Origin of the sequence: Ruegeria sp. ANG-S4 (genome assembly GCF_000814005.1) — a bacterium.
GTDB lineage: Bacteria > Pseudomonadota > Alphaproteobacteria > Rhodobacterales > Rhodobacteraceae > Ruegeria.
On record NZ_JWLK01000006.1, the window covers coordinates 168039 to 183860 of the forward strand.

The following is a 15822-nucleotide window of genomic DNA, read 5'->3' on the forward strand; positions in this document are numbered from 1 at the left end:
CATGTCCCGACAAAACTACACGTTTACTTCGGAGTCCGTTTCCGAAGGGCACCCTGACAAGGTTTGCGACCGGATCTCCGACGCCGTGCTTGACGCCTTTCTGAACGAAGAACCCGAAGCGCGCGTCGCTTGCGAAACCTTCGCCACGACGGATCGCGTCGTCATTGGCGGCGAAGTAGGGCTGTCTGATCAGCAAAAGCTGCATGATTACATGGAGCGTATCGACGAAATCGCACGCTCGTGCATCAAAGATATCGGATACGAACAGGATAAGTTCCACCACGAAACCGTCGAAGTAACAAACCTGCTTCACGAACAGTCAGCCCATATCGCACAGGGCGTGGACGCTTCGGGCAACAAGGACGAAGGTGCTGGGGATCAGGGCATCATGTTCGGGTATGCCACGACGGAAACCCCTGCGCTGATGCCCGCCCCGATTCAGTATTCGCACGCGATTCTTCGGCGTTTGGCCGAGGTGCGCAAAAACGGCTCGGAACCTGCGCTCGGTCCGGACGCCAAGTCGCAACTTTCCGTCATCTACCGCGACGGAAAGCCAGTTGGTGTAAGCTCGATCGTATTGTCGACCCAGCATCTGGATGAATCGCTCAGTTCGGAAGATATTCGGGCGATCGTCGAACCCTATATCACTGAAACACTGCCCGAAGGCTGGCTGTCGGCCGAGACCGAGTGGCACGTGAACCCGACAGGTAAATTCGTGATCGGCGGGCCGGACGGGGATGCAGGCCTTACAGGTCGCAAGATCATCGTTGACACCTATGGCGGGGCCGCGCCGCATGGCGGCGGCGCGTTTTCCGGCAAAGACCCAACCAAAGTCGACCGCTCTGCCGCATATGCCGCGCGGTATCTGGCGAAGAACGTGGTGGCGGCTGGCATGGCGGATCGCTGCACGATCCAGTTGAGCTATGCGATTGGCGTGTCGAAACCGCTGTCGATCTACGCCGATACGCATGGCACCGGTCAGATCGCTGATGCCGTTATCGAAAAGGCTGTCGGCGAGGTCATGGACCTGACCCCGCGCGGCATTCGTGAACACCTGCAACTGAACAAACCGATCTACCAGCGAACCGCAGCCTACGGCCATTTTGGCCGTGAGCCCGATGCCGATGGCGGTTTTAGCTGGGAGCGTACCGACCTGACTGACGCCCTAAAAGCCGCAGTCTGACCGCTCTTCATCTTTTTCGAAATACTCCGGGGGTGTGGGGGCTGGCCCCCACCTCCGCCCCTTGTCACGCTGCGACCGCCGCAGTATGGCCACCGGTATGAGCACACATATCCCACAACGTCCACGCAGAAACTTCTATGGCCGCTTCAAAGGCAAAGCCCTGAAGCCCAGCCAAAAGACCTATCTGAGCGAAGATTTGGCAGCACTTTCACCCGGTGATGTTGATTGGGACGCCAACCCCAAACGCAACCCTTTGGATCTGGGCGCCTTGTTCGGCGGCAAGCCTGTCTGGCTAGAGGTTGGCTTTGGCGGCGGTGAGCATCTGGTACATCAGGCGCAGAACAATCCCGATATCGGCATCATTGGGGCGGAACCCTACATCAACGGCGTCGCGATGCTGTTGGGTAAAATCCGACAAGCGGGGGTCGAAAACCTTGCGGTACATCCCGGCGATGCGCGCGACCTGTTCGACGTGCTGCCCGAGGCAAGTGTTTCACGCGCATTTCTGCTCTATCCCGATCCCTGGCCCAAAACGCGGCATCATCGCCGCAGGTTTGTGACCCCTGAGCATCTTGAGCCTTTGGTGCAGGCGCTGAAACCCGGTTCGATATTCCGCGTTGCCACCGATATTCCAGACTATGTGCGACAAACTTTGGAACAAGTCCCGCGCGCAGGGTTCGAGTGGTTGGCGGAACACCCCTCTGATTGGCGCGAGCCCTGGGATGACTGGATTTCAACCCGGTATGAGCAGAAGGCCTTACGCGAAGGCCGAACGCCTCATTACCTGACCTTCCGCCGCAAAGACTGATTGCTGCTGGACCAATCGGCCCCAATTCGCTAATCGGCCTGAGACTGATAGCGACAACAGGAGCCTCCATGTCCGGACACGGCACGCCCATCCCGATGACCTCGCATCCGAGCGGCCCGCTGACCGGGACGGCCGAAGTGCCGGGCGACAAGTCGATTTCGCACAGGTCACTGATTTTGGGCGCAATGGCGGTCGGTGAGACCCGAATCTCGGGGCTTTTGGAGGGCGAAGACGTTCTGGACACCGCAAAGGCTATGCGTGCGTTCGGGGCCGAAGTTATCGACCACGGCGACGGTGCATGGACAGTACATGGTGTCGGTGTCGGCGGTTTTGCCGAACCGGATCAGGTGATCGATTGTGGCAATTCGGGCACCGGCGTGCGGCTGATCATGGGAGCAATGGCAACATCCCCGATCACGGCGACCTTCACGGGCGATGCCAGTCTGAACAAACGTCCCATGGCGCGGGTCACCGACCCTTTGGCGCTGTTTGGCGCGCAGTCCGTGGGACGAGAGGGCGGACGGCTGCCCATGACAATTGTCGGTGCGGCAAATCCGGTGCCGGTGCGTTATGAGGTCCCGGTTCCATCGGCTCAGGTGAAATCGGCCGTTTTGCTGGCGGGTCTGAACGCACCCGGCAAAACCGTGGTGATCGAGAAAGAGGCGACCCGCGATCACTCAGAGCGTATGCTGGCCGGATTCGGCGCCGAAATCACAGTTGAAGACACAGACGAAGGACGTGTCATCACGTTGACCGGACGCCCGGAACTGAAGCCGCAGGTCATTGCGGTACCGCGCGACCCCTCCAGCGCTGCCTTTCCCGTTTGCGCCGCGTTGATCACACCCGGCTCGGACGTTTTGGTGCCGGGTATCGGGCTGAACCCCACTCGCGCGGGCCTGTTCACGACGTTGCGTGAGATGGGCGCGGACCTGACCTATGAAAACGAACGGGAAGAGGGCGGTGAGCCGGTGGCCGACCTGCGCGCGAAATACTCGCCCGACATGAAAGGAATAAACGTGCCGCCAGAACGCGCGGCCTCGATGATTGACGAATACCCGGTTCTGTCTGTGGTGGCCGCAAACGCGACCGGTGAGACGCTGATGACCGGAGTGAAAGAACTCCGGGTCAAGGAAAGCGACCGCATCGACGCCATGGCGCGTGGGTTGCGGGCCAATGGCGTCACCGTGGACGAAGGCGAGGATTGGTGGTCGGTCACAGGGCTTGGCATTGGAAATGTACCCGGCGGCGGCACATGCGAGAGCTTTCTGGACCACCGGATTGCCATGTCTTTTATGGTGATGGGCATGGGCGCACAGACGGCGGTTTCAGTTGATGATGGCGGGCCGATCGCCACGTCATTTCCAATTTTTGAACCTTTGATGACTGCTTTGGGCGCAAAGGTTGTTCGCAAATGAGCTTCACCGTCGCCATAGACGGGCCTGCGGCAGCCGGCAAGGGAACGATTTCGAAAGGGGTTGCTGCGCACTTTGGGTTTTCGCATCTGGATACCGGGCTGCTTTATCGCGCGGTGGGGCGACGCACGCTGGACGGGACATCCGCAGTGACTGCGGCGCAAACCCTGACGGCAGAAGAGCTGCAGCAGGGCGACCTGCGCACAGCCGAAATCGCTCAGGCGGCCTCGAAAGTTGCGGTGATCCCCGAGGTTCGTGCCGCCCTTGTTGATTTTCAACGAGCGTTCGCTCTCCGAAAAGGGGGCGCGGTGCTGGACGGGCGCGATATTGGTACCGTCATTTGTCCTCAAGCTGAGGTCAAATTATTCGTAACCGCGAGTGCTGAGGTGCGTGCCGAGCGCCGGTTTCTGGAACTTGCCGCCAAGGGTGGCGATGCAACGCGCGATCAGGTTCTGGCCGATGTTCGAGAGCGAGATATGCGCGACGCAGAACGCAGTACGGCGCCCATGAAGCCGGCGGATGACGCGGTTCTGCTGGATACATCAAACCTCAGTATCGAAGATGCGCTGGCGCAGGCTGTGTCACTCATTGAGGTGAAATTTCCCGTTTAGCGATAGGGAAGCGTCGGTTTTGAACGCCGACAGTGGTTGGAAAACCCAGCCAAATAGACCTTGTCTGCTGGGCTCGATTTGTTATGAGATAACGTATTATGAGGCATTCCGACGACAACCAGATTCCGCGCCAGCGGGTTTCGGCAGGCAAGTTCAGGGCAAGTGCCAAGTAAGGGGTGCCATGACTGAAAAAATGATCAGACGAAATCTGAGAACGTCAATGAAAACGCGTCGGCGAGGTGGGTCGAGGATGCGCGCTTTTGATGCGCTGCCGCGCGACCTGCGTCTTTGGCTGGCTTCAGCCTGTCTGCCATGGAGCCCTGAATCCGCCTTGAAAGTCTGGAGCCGCGCTGGCGGCCCCCGCAACCCGGATGCCGCAATCTTGCGGCTCGAAGAAATCGAACGCGCGATGTTGCAAAAGGACGCGCATGTCTGGCAGGCAAAAGCGCGCCAAAATGGGTAGGGATATTGCCAATCCCTTTAGTTAAACGGCTTTCTGCTTGCGCATGACAGGGAATCCGCCTATACGCGCGCTGTCTGAACAAGGGCGGTCAACGTCCGGGCGACGTATCTGAGCAGGGCCGGGTCACCTCGGCCCTTTGTGTTTGTGTAGTCAGATGCGCACCGGGTTACGCCAGACGACATCATGAAACAAGACCGGCGGAGACAACCGCTCGGCCAGTAAAAACGTTATGTAAAGGAAAACAACGCCACATGGCTAACGCATCCATGGAGGAATTCGAAGCCCTCCTGAATGAAAGCTTCGAAATGGACACACCCGAAGAGGGTTCTGTTGTCAAAGGCAAGGTTCTGGCGATCGAAGCCGGCCAAGCCATCATCGACGTCGGCTACAAGATGGAAGGCCGCGTTGATCTGAAAGAATTCGCAAATCCTGGCGAAGCCCCTGAAATCGCTGTTGGCGACGAGGTCGAAGTTTACCTGCGCGCCGCAGAAAACGCCCGTGGCGAAGCCGTCATCTCGCGCGAGATGGCCCGCCGTGAAGAGGCATGGGACCGTCTGGAAAAAGCATACGCCGACGACCAGCGCGTCGAAGGTGCAATCTTTGGTCGTGTCAAAGGTGGCTTCACCGTCGATCTGGGCGGCGCAGTTGCGTTCCTGCCCGGCTCTCAGGTTGACGTCCGCCCCGTGCGCGACGCTGGTCCGCTGATGGGTCTGAAGCAGCCGTTCCAGATTCTGAAAATGGACCGTCGCCGTGGCAACATCGTTGTGTCGCGTCGCGCAATCCTGGAAGAATCGCGTGCCGAACAGCGTGCCGAAGTCATCGGCAACCTGTCCGAAGGTCAGACCGTCGAGGGTGTCGTCAAGAACATCACCGAATACGGTGCATTTGTTGACCTGGGCGGCGTTGACGGCCTGCTGCATGTGACCGACATGGCATGGCGCCGGGTGAACCACCCGTCCGAGATCCTGACGATCGGCGAAACCATCAAGGTTCAGGTCATCAAGATCAACAAAGAGACCCACCGCATCAGCCTGGGCATGAAGCAGCTGCAGGAAGATCCGTGGGATCTGGTTGCTGCGAAATACCCGCTGGGCTCGGTCCATCAGGGTCGCGTCACCAACATCACCGACTACGGCGCGTTCGTCGAGCTGGAAGCCGGTGTCGAAGGTCTGGTGCACGTGTCCGAGATGTCCTGGACCAAGAAAAACGTCCACCCCGGCAAGATCGTTTCGACCAGCCAGGAAGTCGACGTCATGGTTCTGGAAATCGACGGCGCCAAGCGTCGCGTGTCTCTGGGCCTGAAGCAGACTCAGCGCAACCCATGGGAAGTGTTCGCAGAAACGCACCCCGAGGGCACCGAGGTCGAAGGCGAAGTCAAGAACATCACCGAATTCGGTCTGTTCATTGGCCTCGAAGGCGACATCGACGGCATGGTTCACCTGTCGGACCTGTCGTGGGACGAGCGTGGCGAGGATGCGATCCAGAACTACCGCAAAGGCGACATGGTTTCGGCCGTTGTCTCGGAAGTGGACGTCGAGAAAGAGCGTATCTCGCTGTCGATCAAAGCCCTGGGCGGTGACAAGTTCGCCGAAGCCGTGGGCGGCGTGAAGCGAGGCTCGGTCATCACCGTCGAAGTGACCGCGATCGAAGATGGCGGCATCGAGGTTGAATACGAAGGCATGAAGTCGTTCATCCGTCGTTCGGACCTGAGCCGTGACCGTGCCGAACAGCGCCCCGAGCGTTTCTCGGTCGGTGACAAGGTCGACGTTCGCGTTACCAACGTCGACAGCAAGACCCGCCGTCTGGGCCTGTCGATCAAGGCACGCGAGATCGCTGAAGAGAAAGAGGCCGTGGAACAGTACGGTTCTTCCGACTCGGGCGCATCGTTGGGCGACATCCTGGGTGCAGCGCTGAAATCCGGCGACTAAGCGCAGGACAACGGCCTAAGCAAGTTTTTCAGCCCCGCGCGATCGCGCGGGGCTGTTTTTGTTGCGAATCAACATCTTCCGATTTTCCGGGTTAATTTGGCTCTGGTTCGCTCAATACGTGTGAAAATCGGACCCGCAGGCAAAAAATCGCGTGAGATTACCGGAAAATAAGGAAACAACGCACAGAGTTTACGTTCCCCCGAACCCGGTTTTTTCTTATACTGTCCAGAACAATAGACATGGTAAACCAGTCGCCTGGGAGGGTAACACGCATGATCCGTTCAGAATTGATTCAGAAAATCGCCGACGAAAACCCGCATCTCTACCAGCGTGACGTCGAACGGATCGTAAACACCGTGTTCGAGGAAGTGACTGACGCGATGTCGCGTGGTGACCGGGTCGAACTGCGGGGTTTTGGCGCATTTTCGGTTAAGAAACGCGATGCACGCGTTGGCCGCAATCCCAGAACCGGAGAAACTGTACAGGTTGAAGAAAAATGCGTTCCGTTTTTCAAAACGGGCAAGTTGCTAAGGGACCGTTTGAACGGTAAAGCCTGACTTCATGATGCGCTACATTCGCTATGCCTTTCTTGCGATCCTTGGGATCGTGCTGGTTTCTATCTCGCTTGCGAATCGTGAGATCGTTGAACTGAAGCTGGTGCCCGATACCCTGTCCGAGCTGCTGGGATTCAACTTTTCCACCTCGCTGCCCTTGTTCGTCGTTGTCCTTGGTGGCGTTGTGGCTGGCCTGATCATCGGTTTCCTGTGGGAATGGTTGCGCGAACACAAGCACCGTCGCGACGCAACGGCCAAGACAAGCGAAGTGCGCAAGCTTGAACGCGAAGTCAAAAAGCTCAAGAAAAAGCAGAACGAGGGGCAGGACGATGTTCTCGCCATTCTGGACGAGGCAAGCTGAGCCAACCTCATGTCTGATATCTCTGTCAAAATCTGCGGTTTGACCGCGCCTGAGCATGTGCGCGCTGCAGTTGACGCGGGTGCGCGCTATCTCGGCTTTAACTTCTTTCCGAAATCACCGCGTTTTGCATCGATTGAAAAAGCCGCCGCTCTGGCGCAGGACGTCCCTGCGGGTGTGGCCAAAGTTGCGTTGACCGTGAATTTCACAGATGCCCAGATTGATGACATCGTTGCGGGCGCACCCTTGGATATGCTTCAGCTTCACGGGGCGGAAACGCCTGAACGTGTGCTGGAGGTCAAGCAGAGATACGGATTGCCGGTTATCAAGGCGATTGGCATTGCCGATGCCGAGGACCTCGCCGCAATCGATCTATACGCCGACGCCGCTGACCAGTTGTTGATCGATGCAAAGCCGCCCAAAAACTCGGAACTTCCGGGCGGAAATGGTCTGCCGTTCGACTGGCGCCTATTGGCGGAGCGAAAATACTGGCGCACGCCTTGGATGCTGTCCGGCGGCCTGAACCCGGAAAACGTTGCCGAGGCGATCAAGATGACCGGTGCCAATCAGGTCGACGTGGCGTCTGGCGTCGAAAGCGCACCAGGCAAAAAGGACGCGCAAAAAATCCGGGACTTCATTCAGGCCGCTCATTGATCTGAATCCGTTCCTCTCCCGTATACGCGTGTGGGAGGGACGAAACATGCTGGCAGCAATCGGCGGGGTTTCACTAAGGCACTGGTACAACGCACCCGAGTTCTTTTGGCGTGCGGGACAGGCGCTCAAACAAGCTCAGGGTGATCCATTGTGCCTGTATGCAGGGGTCTTTCCGCACAACGGTATCTACTTTTCGCTCAGCGTCTGGCAGGACATTGAGGCAATGTTGACATTTGCCCAATCCGGCCCGCATCGGCGGGTGTTGGAGGTCTCGGACCGGCTTGCGATTTCGCATGAGTTTCACCACTTTCCCTGCATTGCGGTGCCGAGTCAGGATCAGGCTCTGCGCGTGTGGAAGCAACAATACCAGTCATCGAATTAGTGCGTTTTGCCATGGCAAATCCCGCCACCACCACATATGAACAACAGGTACGATGAGGGAGACACCCATGGCCAACGATCTTTTCAATTCCTTCATGTCCGGCCCGGATGAACAGGGCCGCTTCGGCATCTTTGGCGGACGGTTCGTCAGCGAAACGCTGATGCCTTTGATCCTGTCGCTGGAAGAGGAATACGAGAAGGCGAAAGACGATCCGACATTCTGGGCCGAGATGGACGATCTTTGGGCGAACTATGTGGGCCGTCCATCGCCCTTGTATTATGCGGAACGTTTGACCGAACACTTGGGTGGCGCGAAGATCTATCTAAAGCGCGATGAGCTGAACCATACCGGTGCGCACAAAATCAACAATGTGCTGGGTCAGATTATTCTGGCCCGCCGCATGGGCAAGACGCGCATTATTGCCGAGACTGGGGCAGGGCAGCACGGCGTGGCCACAGCCACCGTATGTGCCAAGTTCGGGCTGAAATGCGTGGTCTACATGGGGGCGCATGACGTACAGCGGCAAGCGCCGAACGTGTTCCGGATGCGCCTGTTGGGGGCCGAAGTGATTCCGGTGACTTCGGGTCGTGGCACGCTGAAAGATGCCATGAACGATGCGCTGCGCGATTGGGTGACCAATGTACGCGACACGTTCTACTGCATTGGTACTGTCGCTGGTCCGCACCCGTATCCGGCGATGGTCCGTGACTTTCAGTCGATCATCGGCAAAGAAGCCAAGGAACAGATGCACAAGGCCGAGGGCCGTTTGCCCGACACGATCATTGCCGCCATTGGCGGCGGGTCCAACGCGATGGGCCTGTTCTACCCGTTCCTTGACGACAAAGAGGTCAACATCATCGGTGTTGAGGCCGGCGGCAAGGGTGTGAACGAGAAGATGGAGCATTGCGCCTCATTGACCGGCGGTCGCCCTGGCGTGCTGCACGGCAACCGGACCTACCTGCTACAGGACGATGACGGTCAGATTCTCGAAGGCTACTCGATCTCTGCCGGTCTGGACTATCCCGGCATCGGCCCCGAGCATTCGTGGCTGAACGATGTCGGTCGTGCGCAATACGTCTCGATCACCGACAAAGAGGCGTTGGATGCCTTCCAACTGTGCTGCGCGACCGAAGGTATTATCCCCGCGCTCGAGCCCTGCCATGCCTTGGCGCACGTCATGAAGATTGCGCCCGATCTGCCTGAGGATCATCTGATCTGCATGAACATGTGCGGGCGGGGTGACAAGGATGTGCAGACAGTTGCCAAATATCTGGGCTTTGACATGTCCGATACCGAAGGCCGCACGGCAGACTGAGCCGGGGCTAGGCGGTCAGTTCGAATTGTGTCAGGTTGCGCCCTATGCGCAACCCGAGCCATCTGGTCACATCAGAACGACTTGAGCAGAAATACGATGCAGCCGCGCCCGGTTGGTCGGATAAAATGCGCCTGCTCGGGTACTTTGACGCCTATCTCGGGTTTCTGTCGGCGGACCCTTCGGCAAACTACGGCCAGAATGCCCTTGATGTTGGGGCCGGAACCGGCGCGTTTGCCGAGGCCCGGGCGGCGCTGCAATCTGAAGGAGCCGTAACCTTACTGGAGCCATCAGCCAAAATGCTTCAACGGGCCCAAAACGCATTGGCCCGGCGTGGGATAGAAGCTGAGGCAAGGCAGTCACGTTTGGAGGATTTCGAAGCAGCGGCGTCTCCCTTTGACTGCATTCTGGCAGCTCATTTTCTTGAGCACTGCCCGGATCCGCTGGTTGCGCTGCAGCGCATGCGCGATTTGGCTGCGCCCGGTTCGGCATTGTGGCTGGTTGTCAGCAAACCGCATTGGTGCAACGCGATAATCTGGTTCCAATGGCGCCATCGCACCTATCGGCCGGAAGAAGTTGGCACGCTGCTTGCAAAATCGGGGTGGGCGCTTCAGGCTCAGCACAGTTTTCCTGCCGGTCCGCCATCACGGACGTCGCGCGGGTACAAAGCAATCGCGATCTGAACGGGTTCAGCTATCCGCGTTATGCGTCCTCAGCACTTCGAGAGAGACGACATCCAGCGCCCGCTGATGGGTCGCCTCAAGGTGCACCTTGGGTGCGCAGCCTTCGTCATGCGCCTGAAGGAACCGCGCGGCACACAGACACCAACTGTCACCCGGTTTGAGGCCCGGAAAATCGAATTCGGGCCTAGGGGTGCTGAGGTCATTGCCCACGTATTTGGAAAACGCCAGAAACTCGGCCGTCATCACTGCGCACACTGTATGGCTACCCTGATCCTCGGGGCAGGTATTGCACGCGCCGTCGCGAAAGAACCCGGTTAGCGGGTCCCGAGAGCAGGGGGCCAATACACCGCCCAGAACGTTGATGCTGTCTTGTTTCTGCATGCTGCCACCTTACAGGCTTTGCGCGATATTGCGGAACATTTCTATGTTCAGGTCGTTGATGCCCGGATCGCGAAAATTGCGATCCGCGCCTGTGGTCACGATCAGAACACCGCGCGGCTGATCAAAATAAATATACTGCCCGTAGACCCCACGCGCCAGAAACTCGCCCTCATGCGCATTCACGGGGATCCACCATTGATACCCATAGCCGATTTTCCCCGGCTCGGTCGGGGCGCTGGGCCAAGTGGACTCGGCAATCCACGCGGCGGGCACGATTTGCGCACCATCGACAGCGCCGTTTTGCAGGATCATCTGCCCGAACCTTGCAAAGTCCCGCGTGGTGAAATTCAACCCGCCCAGAACGAACGCAACACCAGCCCCGTCCGCGATGTAGTACCCGTCATATTCCAAACCCAAGGGTTGGATGATCCGCTCCGTCAATAACTCAGAGACACTCTTGCCAGTGGCGCCACGGATCACCATTCCGATTACATGGGTATCGATCGATACGTATTGCCAGCTTTTCCCGGGCGTCTCGAACGTATCGGTTATCGAGGCCGCAAACGCGTCCAATTCCCCGCCCAACGCAACAACGCGGCCCATGCGGTTGATATCGGAATTGTAGTCAAAATAATCCTCGTTGAAGCTGACACCGCTGGCCATGTTCAGCACGTTCCGGATCGATGCCCCGTCATAGGCGCTGCCAGAAAGCTCCGGCGCATATTTTGTAACGGGATCGTCAAGCGATCCGATTGCGCCCTCATCCATCAAAATGCCGAACAGGGCGGACAAATAGCTTTTGGCCACCGACCACGAAATCCGACGGTCATCCGGGCCGGTATCCAGATAGTATTCCTCGAACCGGATCTGGCCGTTCTGCATGACCAACAGCGACGTTACCGCGCGGTCCTCGATCCACTGGTCGGTTCCGTCCGGCAGGTCAAAGCCGGGGCCGTACGGCAATTCCCAGGTCGGACCAGCGCCGCGCGGGAGGTTCACGGACAAAAAGGCGTCGTCCATGTGCGAGAAATTGTGAACGATCTTGTCCTCGGCGAACAGAGAGTTCACAGCCATAAGGCGCTGAATCTCTTCTCGTTTCCAAATCCCGACGACAATGGCTGCCAAGGCCAAAGCCAGCACGATTCGCAACAGCCATTTGAATGTGGTTCTCATGCTGCTCCTCCCTCTTTTGGGAACCATAGAACCGGTACTCTGCGCATTTCGCAATCTGAACGTGGGGGCAAACCGAACCTGCTAGCGGAATTTGTCCAACAGCTTTTGCATGGGGCTGCGGTCGTCCTGAACAGGCTCGGGCGTGCGGGCTTCTTTTGGTTCCGGTTCAGCCACTTTCGCAGACTTTGATGATCGGGCGGGTGCGGTGCGAAGCGCGACGGCGTTCATGAATTTACCACCCTCATCGGCGGCCAGGTATTCCGCCCCGTCCGAGACGCCGCGCAGCACGTCTTCCAGCCAGTCCGCGTCGCTTTTGGCAAAGTCGCTCAACACATAGGGCGATACCATCTCTTTGCGTCCCGGATGGCCGATGCCCAAGCGAACCCGGTCGTAGGCTGGACTGATGTGTTCGTGAACGGAGCGCAGGCCATTGTGACCAGCGTGGCCTCCGCCCGCCTTGACGCGCACTTTGCCCGGGGCCAGGTCGAGTTCATCGTGGAACACGATCACATCTGTCGATTCCAGTTTGTAGAATCGCATCGCTTCGCCAACGGATTGCCCGGATCGGTTCATGAAGGTCTGTGGTTTCACCAGCAACACCTTTTCCGATCCAAGGCGTCCTTCTGAAACTTCAGCCTGGAACTTTGATTTCCAAGGGCCAAAGCCATGATCGTCCGCAATCCGTTCAAGCGCCATGAACCCGATATTGTGCCGGTTCCGGGCGTATTTTGATCCGGGGTTTCCCAATCCGACAAACAGCTTCATTTCGGTGCCTTTCGGTTTTCGCGCAGACCTTGCCCTTGGTTGATGGCATGGATCGGTTGTCAGATTCCACCCCACCCAACCGAAAAGAAAACGGGCCTCCAATGGAAGCCCGTTTCAACGCTCCAGAAATGATCTGGCTTTATTCTTCTGTTTCTTCTTCTTTGCCGACCACTTCGACTTCGTCTGCGGCGACTTCTTCTTCGCCCTCTTCGTCGTCGCTGGTCGACAGACCGGTTGGTGCCGAAACGTTGGCGATCACGAAATCGCGGTCGATGGTCGGCTTGGTCCCGGCGGGCAGATCAACTGCCGAGATCGTGGCAACGTCGTTGATCTCCATTCCGGTCAGATCGACGGTGATCTTCTCGGGGATTTCGCCTGCGGTGCACATCAACTCAACTTCGGGGCGCACTACGGTCAGAACGCCGCCCTTCTTGATGCCGGGGGCTTCGTCTTCGTTGACGAATTCGACCGGGATGAACAGCGCGATTTTGGTTGTCCTGCGCAGGCGCATCAGGTCCAAGTGGGTCGGCAGGTCTTTGACGACATCACGCTGAACGTCGCGGCAGATGACGCGGACGTCTTCGTGGCCTTCAACCTTCAGGTTCCACAGGGTCGACTTGAACCGGCCTGCTTTCAGACGCTTGAACAAAACGTTGAACGGGATCTGGATCGGCAACGGATCTTTGTCGCCACCAAATACAATGCCCGGAACCATGCCGTCGCGGCGTGCCTGACGAGCGGCGCCCTTGCCTGTCCCCGTCCGTTCCAGAGCTACGAGATCAGGAATCTCACCAGCCATGATATATCTCCAATGTTAGGGCGGGTATCCTCCAAGGCTGTATACCCGCGTGAAGCCGCGTCCTTAGCTTGATTCATTGCGTTTGGAAAGGGGTTTTTGGCCCGTTTTGCATTATGCGAGGCTCTGCCTCGCGCTCCGGGATATTTCCAGCCAGATGAAGCTGGGGATCCGCTCTTCATCTGGCCTCAAATATCCCGGGGGAGGCGCCGCTTGCGGCGACGGGGGCAGAGCCCCCATCAGACGGTGTCAAGGCTGCCAGCGACCGCCAAAGTCTTGAGGTATCAAGAGGTTGTGGTGCCCCAGGTCGTTTACGTGTCGCTCGCCGCACAATGCCATTGTGGTGTCGAGTTCCTTTTGAATGACCTCGAGGGCTTTCGTCACGCCGCTTTGGCCCATGGCCCCCAACCCGTAGATATAGGCACGGCCAACAAACGTCCCCTTTGCACCCAGAGCAAGCGCCTTCAACACGTCCTGACCAGAGCGGATACCGCTATCCAGATGGACCTCGATGTCGCTGCCGACCGCATCCATGATCTCGGGCAATACCCGAATGGAACTCAGCGCGCCGTCCAGTTGCCGACCGCCATGGTTCGAAACCACAATGGCGTCTGCACCGAGTTTGGCAGCCATTTTGGCATCTTCCGCGTCGAGAATTCCTTTCAGGATTACCTTGCCGCCCCATTGCTCCATCAGTTTTTCGACTTTCGTCCAATCAAGGCTGGGGTCGAACTGTTCCGCGGTCCAGGTGCCCAGCGATCTTGTATCGGTTATCGCGTTGACGTGACCGACGATATTGCCAAATTCGCGGCGTTTCGCGCCCAGCATTTCGATGCCCCAGGCCCATTTGGTCATAAGGTTGGCAATCGTCTTCGGGGTCAGCTTTGGCGGCGCGGACAGTCCGTTCTTGAGGTCTTTGTGGCGCTGTCCAAGGATCTGCAGGTCCAACGTGATGACCAGCGCCGAACATCCTGCATCCTTTGCCCGTTGGATCAAACGGGACACATAGTCTTCGTCTTTCATCGTATAAAGCTGAAACCAGAATGGGCGGGTCGTCGCCTCGGCCACGTCTTCGATCGAGTTGATGGACATGGTCGAAAGCGTGAATGGCACGCCAAACGCTTCTGCGGCCTTGGCGGCCTTGATCTCTCCATCCGCATGCTGCATGCCGGTCAGGCCAACCGGGGCCAATGCGACGGGCATCGCAACGTCATGGCCGATCATTTGCGACGCGGTCGAGCGCCCGGCCATGTCAACCGCAACGCGCTGGCGCAGGCGGATGTCTTCGAAGTCTCGGGAGTTGTCCCGAAAAGTCTGTTCGGTCCAACTGCCGCTTTCCGTATAATCGAAGAACATGCGGGGGACACGACGCTCGTATATCCGCTTGAGGTCTTCGATATTGGTTATGACGGGCATGACGGAGACCTCTGCGAGAACTGTTTGTTTTTCTTATCAATTCCGATCACAACCCGCAACGTTTCGCGCGGGGCGCAAAGCTTGCTGGAAACCAGTGCGCGCTTTCGCCGCTGCGCGAAAGCTGCTGCCGTGTTGGACCAGAGGTTAGACGCTATGGGCGCCGTCCGAAAGCGTTCGAACAAAGTCCAGGACGTCGGAAACCGGCTTGCCAGCTGCGATTTGGCTGACAATGGCCGAGCCGACAACGGCCCCGTCCGCAACGCTTGCGATGGCGCGCGACTTTTCCGGTGTGTTGATGCCAAATCCGACAATGACCGGCAGCTCGGTGGCGGCCTTGATGCGCGACACTTCGGGTCCGACATCGGTGGCTTGTGCTTCGGCAGCACCAGTGATCCCCGTGATCGAAACGTAGTAAACGAAACCCGACGTGTTCTGCAGCACGCGCGGCAATCGTGTATCGTCGGTGGTGGGCGTCGCCAGTCGGATGAAGTTCAACCCGGCCGCCTGCGCGGGCAGGCAGAGTTCGGCATCCTCTTCCGGGGGCAGGTCCACAACGATCAACCCGTCGATGCCGGCCTCTTTTGCATCCTTCAGAAAGGCGTCTACGCCTCGGCTGTAAATCGGGTTGTAATATCCCATCAGGACAATCGGCGTGGTATCGTCGGTTTCTCGGAATGCACGCGCCAAATCGAGGGTGCGCTGCAAGGTCATTCCGCCATCCAGCGCCCGTTGCCCCGCCGCCTGAATGGTAGGTCCATCCGCCATGGGATCAGTAAAGGGTAACCCCAGTTCAATCACGTCGACGCCGGCACCCGGTAATCCTTTGACCACCTCAAGCGACGTCTCATAGTCAGGGTCTCCGGCCATGATATAGGCAACGAAGGCCTTCTTGCCCTGAGCTTTGAGGTCGGCGAATTTGGCGTCGATACGGGTCATCTGCGGT

At 58.2% G+C, this 15822-nt stretch carries 18 protein-coding genes; 12 read left to right on the forward strand and 6 right to left on the reverse strand.

Annotated features, from left to right (window positions below; all coding sequences use genetic code 11):
• Position 1: 1 nt before the first annotated feature.
• The 12 genes from metK (at position 2) to RA28_RS18710 (ending at position 10348) form a co-directional block, all read left to right on the forward strand.
• Positions 2 to 1183: a methionine adenosyltransferase gene (metK, locus tag RA28_RS18655; protein ID WP_039532102.1), complete on the forward strand. Its 1182-nt coding sequence runs from the start codon at positions 2 to 4 to the stop codon at positions 1181 to 1183.
• 97 nt (positions 1184 to 1280) lie between these two features.
• Entirely contained in the window at positions 1281 to 1991 is a 711-nt protein-coding gene (gene trmB / locus RA28_RS18660) for a tRNA (guanosine(46)-N7)-methyltransferase TrmB (RefSeq protein ID WP_039532585.1), read from the forward strand.
• A 68-nt stretch (positions 1992 to 2059) separates the two neighbouring features.
• Positions 2060 to 3406 (forward strand): 3-phosphoshikimate 1-carboxyvinyltransferase, encoded by a 1347-nt coding sequence (gene aroA, locus RA28_RS18665; RefSeq protein ID WP_039532104.1) that lies wholly within the window; start codon positions 2060 to 2062, stop codon positions 3404 to 3406.
• Positions 3403 to 4014, forward strand: coding sequence for a (d)CMP kinase (locus RA28_RS18670; RefSeq protein ID WP_039532106.1), 612 nt, complete (start codon positions 3403 to 3405; stop codon positions 4012 to 4014). The genes aroA and RA28_RS18670 overlap by 4 nt, the downstream gene beginning before the upstream one ends.
• 193 nt (positions 4015 to 4207) lie before the next feature.
• Positions 4208 to 4477, forward strand: coding sequence for a DUF6525 family protein (locus tag RA28_RS18675; protein ID WP_082029868.1), 270 nt, complete (start codon positions 4208 to 4210; stop codon positions 4475 to 4477).
• A gap of 251 nt (positions 4478 to 4728) precedes the next feature.
• Entirely contained in the window at positions 4729 to 6405 is a 1677-nt protein-coding gene (gene rpsA, locus RA28_RS18680; protein WP_039532111.1) for a 30S ribosomal protein S1, read from the forward strand.
• Positions 6406 to 6677: 272 nt separating this feature from the next.
• Positions 6678 to 6962, forward strand: coding sequence for an integration host factor subunit beta (gene ihfB, locus RA28_RS18685; protein WP_008758048.1), 285 nt, complete (start codon positions 6678 to 6680; stop codon positions 6960 to 6962).
• A gap of 7 nt (positions 6963 to 6969) precedes the next feature.
• The gene (locus tag RA28_RS18690) at positions 6970 to 7320 is read left to right on the forward strand and encodes a lipopolysaccharide assembly protein LapA domain-containing protein (RefSeq protein ID WP_039532587.1); all 351 of its coding nucleotides are present in this window, start codon (positions 6970 to 6972) and stop codon (positions 7318 to 7320) included.
• 9 nt (positions 7321 to 7329) lie between these two features.
• Positions 7330 to 7971 carry a phosphoribosylanthranilate isomerase gene (locus RA28_RS18695; protein WP_039532113.1) on the forward strand — a complete coding sequence of 214 codons (642 nt, stop codon included), beginning with the start codon at positions 7330 to 7332 and terminating at the stop codon, positions 7969 to 7971.
• Positions 7972 to 8017: 46 nt separating this feature from the next.
• A complete protein-coding gene (locus tag RA28_RS18700) occupies positions 8018 to 8353 on the forward strand; it encodes a hypothetical protein (RefSeq protein ID WP_039532115.1) in 336 nt (111 codons plus the stop codon).
• A 67-nt stretch (positions 8354 to 8420) separates the two neighbouring features.
• Complete coding sequence (gene trpB, locus RA28_RS18705) at positions 8421 to 9668, forward strand: tryptophan synthase subunit beta (protein ID WP_039532117.1); 1248 nt, start codon at positions 8421 to 8423, stop codon at positions 9666 to 9668.
• Positions 9669 to 9712: 44 nt separating this feature from the next.
• Complete coding sequence (locus RA28_RS18710) at positions 9713 to 10348, forward strand: class I SAM-dependent methyltransferase (RefSeq protein WP_039532119.1); 636 nt, start codon at positions 9713 to 9715, stop codon at positions 10346 to 10348.
• Positions 10349 to 10354: 6 nt separating this feature from the next.
• On the opposite strand, the gene RA28_RS18715 is transcribed toward RA28_RS18710, so the two are convergent.
• The 6 genes from RA28_RS18715 to trpA all read right to left on the reverse strand — a co-directional run bounded on the left by RA28_RS18715 (position 10355) and on the right by trpA (position 15815).
• Positions 10355 to 10729 carry a DUF2237 family protein gene (locus tag RA28_RS18715; protein ID WP_039532121.1) on the reverse strand — a complete coding sequence of 125 codons (375 nt, stop codon included), beginning with the start codon at positions 10727 to 10729 and terminating at the stop codon, positions 10355 to 10357.
• Between the two features lie 9 nt (positions 10730 to 10738).
• Positions 10739 to 11902 (reverse strand): serine hydrolase domain-containing protein, encoded by a 1164-nt coding sequence (locus RA28_RS18720; RefSeq protein ID WP_039532123.1) that lies wholly within the window; start codon positions 11900 to 11902, stop codon positions 10739 to 10741.
• 81 nt (positions 11903 to 11983) lie between these two features.
• Complete coding sequence (gene pth, locus RA28_RS18725) at positions 11984 to 12667, reverse strand: aminoacyl-tRNA hydrolase (protein WP_039532589.1); 684 nt, start codon at positions 12665 to 12667, stop codon at positions 11984 to 11986.
• Between the two features lie 139 nt (positions 12668 to 12806).
• Positions 12807 to 13466 (reverse strand): 50S ribosomal protein L25/general stress protein Ctc, encoded by a 660-nt coding sequence (locus RA28_RS18730; protein WP_039532125.1) that lies wholly within the window; start codon positions 13464 to 13466, stop codon positions 12807 to 12809.
• A gap of 246 nt (positions 13467 to 13712) precedes the next feature.
• Positions 13713 to 14879 (reverse strand): alpha-hydroxy acid oxidase, encoded by a 1167-nt coding sequence (locus RA28_RS18735; RefSeq protein ID WP_039532127.1) that lies wholly within the window; start codon positions 14877 to 14879, stop codon positions 13713 to 13715.
• A gap of 144 nt (positions 14880 to 15023) precedes the next feature.
• A complete protein-coding gene (gene trpA / locus RA28_RS18740; protein WP_039532129.1) occupies positions 15024 to 15815 on the reverse strand; it encodes a tryptophan synthase subunit alpha in 792 nt (263 codons plus the stop codon).
• Positions 15816 to 15822: the final 7 nt, after the last annotated feature.

What these genes read in the sequence shown, in the direction of transcription:
- metK (WP_039532102.1), top strand. Translation starts at nt 2, where the DNA reads ATGTCCCGACAAAACTACACGTTTACTTCGGAGTCCGTTTCCGAAGGG.
- trmB (WP_039532585.1), top strand. Translation starts at nt 1,281, where the DNA reads ATGAGCACACATATCCCACAACGTCCACGCAGAAACTTCTATGGCCGC.
- aroA (WP_039532104.1), top strand. Translation starts at nt 2,060, where the DNA reads ATGTCCGGACACGGCACGCCCATCCCGATGACCTCGCATCCGAGCGGC.
- RA28_RS18670 (WP_039532106.1), top strand. Translation starts at nt 3,403, where the DNA reads ATGAGCTTCACCGTCGCCATAGACGGGCCTGCGGCAGCCGGCAAGGGA.
- RA28_RS18675 (WP_082029868.1), top strand. Translation starts at nt 4,208, where the DNA reads ATGATCAGACGAAATCTGAGAACGTCAATGAAAACGCGTCGGCGAGGT.
- rpsA (WP_039532111.1), top strand. Translation starts at nt 4,729, where the DNA reads ATGGCTAACGCATCCATGGAGGAATTCGAAGCCCTCCTGAATGAAAGC.
- ihfB (WP_008758048.1), top strand. Translation starts at nt 6,678, where the DNA reads ATGATCCGTTCAGAATTGATTCAGAAAATCGCCGACGAAAACCCGCAT.
- RA28_RS18690 (WP_039532587.1), top strand. Translation starts at nt 6,970, where the DNA reads ATGCGCTACATTCGCTATGCCTTTCTTGCGATCCTTGGGATCGTGCTG.
- RA28_RS18695 (WP_039532113.1), top strand. Translation starts at nt 7,330, where the DNA reads ATGTCTGATATCTCTGTCAAAATCTGCGGTTTGACCGCGCCTGAGCAT.
- RA28_RS18700 (WP_039532115.1), top strand. Translation starts at nt 8,018, where the DNA reads ATGCTGGCAGCAATCGGCGGGGTTTCACTAAGGCACTGGTACAACGCA.
- trpB (WP_039532117.1), top strand. Translation starts at nt 8,421, where the DNA reads ATGGCCAACGATCTTTTCAATTCCTTCATGTCCGGCCCGGATGAACAG.
- RA28_RS18710 (WP_039532119.1), top strand. Translation starts at nt 9,713, where the DNA reads ATGCGCAACCCGAGCCATCTGGTCACATCAGAACGACTTGAGCAGAAA.
- RA28_RS18715 (WP_039532121.1), bottom strand. Translation starts at nt 10,729, where the DNA reads ATGCAGAAACAAGACAGCATCAACGTTCTGGGCGGTGTATTGGCCCCC.
- RA28_RS18720 (WP_039532123.1), bottom strand. Translation starts at nt 11,902, where the DNA reads ATGAGAACCACATTCAAATGGCTGTTGCGAATCGTGCTGGCTTTGGCC.
- pth (WP_039532589.1), bottom strand. Translation starts at nt 12,667, where the DNA reads ATGAAGCTGTTTGTCGGATTGGGAAACCCCGGATCAAAATACGCCCGG.
- RA28_RS18730 (WP_039532125.1), bottom strand. Translation starts at nt 13,466, where the DNA reads ATGGCTGGTGAGATTCCTGATCTCGTAGCTCTGGAACGGACGGGGACA.
- RA28_RS18735 (WP_039532127.1), bottom strand. Translation starts at nt 14,879, where the DNA reads ATGCCCGTCATAACCAATATCGAAGACCTCAAGCGGATATACGAGCGT.
- trpA (WP_039532129.1), bottom strand. Translation starts at nt 15,815, where the DNA reads ATGACCCGTATCGACGCCAAATTCGCCGACCTCAAAGCTCAGGGCAAG.